Source organism: Acinetobacter sp. YH12052 (assembly GCF_013419835.1).
Lineage (GTDB): Bacteria > Pseudomonadota > Gammaproteobacteria > Pseudomonadales > Moraxellaceae > Acinetobacter > Acinetobacter amyesii.
The window spans coordinates 1-4,074 of the sequence record NZ_VOZI01000045.1 but is presented as its reverse complement, the minus strand read 5'-3'; the positions used below and the strand labels follow the sequence as shown (position 1 = coordinate 4,074).

General features: G+C 43.1%; 4 protein-coding genes. 1 reads left to right on the top strand and 3 read right to left on the bottom strand.

Going from position 1 to position 4,074, the window contains the following annotated elements; all coding sequences use genetic code 11:
• Positions 1-138: 138 nt before the first annotated feature.
• A complete protein-coding gene (locus FTU06_RS16540) occupies positions 139-1,062 on the bottom strand; it encodes a mechanosensitive ion channel family protein (RefSeq protein WP_180065855.1) in 924 nt (307 codons plus the stop codon).
• A gap of 9 nt (positions 1,063-1,071) precedes the next feature.
• Positions 1,072-1,893 carry a hypothetical protein gene (locus tag FTU06_RS16535; protein WP_078189564.1) on the bottom strand — a complete coding sequence of 274 codons (822 nt, stop codon included), beginning with the start codon at positions 1,891-1,893 and terminating at the stop codon, positions 1,072-1,074.
• Positions 1,894-1,993: 100 nt separating this feature from the next.
• On the opposite strand from FTU06_RS16535, the gene gspE reads away from it, so the two are divergent.
• Positions 1,994-3,481, top strand: a complete 1,488-nt coding sequence (gene gspE, locus FTU06_RS16530; RefSeq protein WP_078189563.1) for a type II secretion system ATPase GspE — start codon at positions 1,994-1,996, stop codon at positions 3,479-3,481.
• Positions 3,482-3,537: 56 nt separating this feature from the next.
• Here the strand turns inward: gspE and FTU06_RS16525 are convergent, their stop codons facing one another.
• On the bottom strand, positions 3,538-3,888 hold the full coding sequence (locus FTU06_RS16525) for a hypothetical protein (protein ID WP_180007244.1): 351 nt from the start codon (positions 3,886-3,888) through the stop codon (positions 3,538-3,540).
• Positions 3,889-4,074: the final 186 nt, after the last annotated feature.

The following is a 4,074-nucleotide window of genomic DNA, read 5'->3' as shown; positions in this document are numbered from 1 at the left end:
AAGTAACTTGGACCAGTGTTGATCATTTAGCATTGTTCGAGGCATAGCGAGTGTAAAATTGGGTTTGGCGATTTAATTTTACTATCTCGCTATTTTTTTAATCAACAAATGTCAACAGACCCTAGTAACTATAGACCATCATTTGAGTTGAGGCTCTCTTTGAATCTCTTGCGCATTTGCATATTGATCGACGTCGGCATCGCTTGCTTGTGTAGAAAGTGGGTGATCAACAAAACCCATTTTCGGGACAGGGATTTCAATTTTATTTTCGACAAAGGCATTACGAATCCGTTCTTGCATTTCATCGCGGACTTTCAGGAAATTCTCTCTTTGGCACCAAATGGCAAAAAGCAGCTCAATGGAAGATTCTCGAAAGGCAGTGACGGTCACGGCAGGTTTAGGGTCGGCCAAGACCAATGGATATTTACTGACGGCATCTAATAAAACTTCACGAACTTTGATGATGTCTTCATGAAAGTTAATCGCAAGGGTAATTGGAATTCGCCGTATTGGAAACTTAGACAGGTTATGCACAGGTGCCCGAATCAGTTGTTCATTCGGCAAGCGGACATAGACATTGTCCTGCGTGAGTAATTTGACCGACAGTAAATCAATCGAGATCACTTCACCTTCAATGGTATGCCCGCGAATCAGTGTCAATTGAATGGTATCACCAACCTCAAAAGACCCTTCACCGATCAAGAACATCCCGCTGATCAGGTTGGATGCGGACGTTTGCGAGGCAAAACCCAGTGCGACCGTTAAAATACCTGCTGCACCCAAGAAGACGCTGAGTTTAAAGCCGGCTTCTTTTAAACTGGCCATCACAAAGATGATAAAGATGAAATAGAAAATCCCGCGACGCCAAACCAACTGTTGATGGGCATTGAAACGCATACCCACAGTACGAATAAAGGTATTCGAGATAAAACGTGCAATCAAAAAGCCGATGACTGCCAGTAAAACAGCCACCAATAATTCCGTCAGCCGATCGGTATTAAGATTGGCGACCATTCCTTTTAGGCTGCTGGTGATTTCTGTCGAAATATTTAAATCTGCCATGGCTCGCCCTTAGAAAAATGAATCAAACATATTGAACAGCACATTGGCTGACTCTCGTGGCGGATGTAGATAAATCACGTCACCTGCTTGTGGCGGTGTGCGATTTTCAATTTTGACCCGCGGCGGTTTGTCATGACCTTCATGCACGACTCGAATTTGTGAAGTCCATAAACGTCCCGTACTTTCACTATAAAATAATGGCAAAGCCGGTACAGGGACATTCATACGGTCGAAACGAATCTGTTGATTACTCACGTTATGAAACTCAATAGGGGTTACTGCACGAAAAGCACGAGGTTTGAGTTGTTTAAGTTCTGTACGACCATCAACTGCCGTGGCATAGCAAATTTCACCCATTCGATGATTCGGACCAAACCAGGTATCTTTAGGTAAAATCACAGGTATATCAAATAACGGTTCTTTGAGACCTTCGACAAAGCCGGCAATCCACAGCGGTGTACTGATATATAGCGTTCCGCGCTGTCCGGCTGGAATATAAATTGGATCGACTGGTTTAATCACCACAGACCGATCTGCCAAACGTGGCATGATTTGAATTTTGTCATGTGTTTGGCGGAACATATAGCGTTCCATTTTAATGGGCTGTGGAAAACCAAATTCAGGGTCTTGTATCGGATGCCATTGTTGCTCATAGTCAAACTGAAAGGTTGGGCGATGGTATTCCATACGCCACTCTTGCATGCCGCGCGTCACACGGAACAATAAAGACCCAAACTGCCAACTGCGCGGGTGATTCAGTTCAAATTGATATTCCCCCCACCATTTACGTTTTGGGGATTCCTTTTCAGTCAAATCATTTTCTAATGGCAATGCGTATATCCCTTGTCCTGATAAATCCTAAAAACAGACTTCACGCTGTCAGATGCTTAGAGTACACTCAAAACAACTTTTTTCATCATTATAATGCGTGATGCAAGTACTTAAACAATTACAAATACCATATAGTTTTGCCAAACGTCATGGCGTATTGCTTCGATATGAGGGTGATCAAGCTTTTATTGTACGTCGTGACAGCACGCCACTGCTGGCTTTACAAGAAGCACGTCGCTATTTAGGGCATCCTGCACAATATCAATTATGTAGTGAGCAAGAGTTTAATCAATTACTCAGTGCAAGCTTTGCCGGAGACACCGGTGAGTCTCAACAAGTGGCAGCGGGTCTGGAAGATCATCCTGATTTACTTAGCCTTGCGGACTCTGTACCAGAAGCTGAAGATTTGATGGATCAGGAGGATGATGCGCCGATTGTACGGTTAATCAATGCCTTATTGTCTGAAGCGATCCGTGTCGGTGCTTCAGATATTCATATCGAATCTTTTGAAAAAAAGCTGTCTGTCCGCTTACGTGTCGATGGTCAGTTACGTGAAATTGTGCAGCCACGTCGTGAACTAGCACCACTGTTGGTGTCACGTATCAAAGTCATGGCCAAACTCGATATTGCAGAAAAGCGAATTCCACAAGATGGTCGTATTTCACTACGTTTGGCGGGCCGAGAAGTTGATGTTCGTGTATCAACCTTACCATCTTCCTATGGTGAACGTGTGGTGATGCGTTTACTCGATAAACAAGCTGGGCGTTTAAACATGACCCATTTGGGCTTGATGCAGCATGACTATGATCGATTGAAACAACTGGTACATCGTCCGCATGGCATTATTTTGGTTACGGGACCAACGGGTTCGGGTAAAACCACCACCTTATATGCGGCATTGTCTGATCTAAATGATGGTTCAAAAAATATTTTGACTGCGGAAGATCCAATTGAGTATCAACTTGAAGGGATCGGGCAGACGCAGGTCAATACCAAAGTGGATATGACCTTTGCTCGTGCATTAAAAGCCATGCTTCGACAAGACCCAGATGTGGTCATGGTCGGGGAGATTCGTGATTTAGAAACTGCTGAAATTGCAGTACAAGCGTCATTAACAGGCCACTTGGTACTTTCAACGCTGCATACCAATACAGCAATTGGTGCGGTGACCCGTCTTAAAGACATGGGGATTGAACCCTTTCTACTTTCAAGCTCACTGATCGGTGTTGTGGCACAGCGTTTGGTTCGAACCTTGTGCCGTCACTGTGCGACTTGGCATGATGCCGATGATTTTGAAAAAGACTTATTTAGGCATCTCGATGCATCGGCTGAGTTAAAATTGCCTCAACCTAAAGGCTGTGAACAATGCTCGCATACTGGATTTACAGGGCGTACCGCAATTTATGAAATCGTCCCGATTGATGAGCAAACACGTCGCCTCATTCATGGTAATGCTGCTGAGTTTGAGTTAGAAAATCATGTACGTGCAAATGCGGGTTCAATTCGTGATGATGGATTGCGTAAAGTTTTGGCAGGTAAAACCACCATTGAAGAAGTGCTCAGAGTGACGAATGAAGCGGCTGAATAGTCAGTGTGAAATATAAATAAAGCCCCGAAGCCTGTGTAAGGATTCGGGGCTTTGCTTTAGTTAATCTTTTCAAAATGAATTACAGCATCATATGCTTTGTCTGTCAGAGTGAGGTGAGTTGCATCACTCAGTTTCATTTCAATGCTATTACTCTCTTTATATTTCAGAACATCATTATTCACTTCGGCCATACCGGATGAAGCACTAGAAGTGCGCTCAGTATTATTTTTATCGAGCCAAAATTCGTCTTTAATTTGGTAGTCATCGCCTTGTTTGCTAATGGAAAGTTTGCGTAGGCTCTCCGTGTCAGGTGTTTGTTTCCATTCCCCTGAAAAATCAGGCGCAGGTGTTTGGCTACATGCGGCTAAGGCCAAGCTTAGAAAAAGCATCGAAAAGTATGTTTTCATTGTAAAGTCCTGAAAATGATTTTAATTTTTTATGGATGTATAGTTAATTATAGTTTGAATATTAGGGTCTGTTGACATTTGTTGATTAAAAAAATAGCGAGATAGTAAAATTAAATCGCCAAACCCAATTTTACACTCGCTATGCCTCGAACAATGCTAAATGATCAACACTGGTCCAAGTTACTT

What these genes read in the sequence shown, in the direction of transcription:
- gspE (WP_078189563.1), top strand. Translation starts at nt 1,994, where the DNA reads ATGCAAGTACTTAAACAATTACAAATACCATATAGTTTTGCCAAACGT.
- FTU06_RS16540 (WP_180065855.1), bottom strand. Translation starts at nt 1,062, where the DNA reads ATGGCAGATTTAAATATTTCGACAGAAATCACCAGCAGCCTAAAAGGA.
- FTU06_RS16525 (WP_180007244.1), bottom strand. Translation starts at nt 3,888, where the DNA reads ATGAAAACATACTTTTCGATGCTTTTTCTAAGCTTGGCCTTAGCCGCA.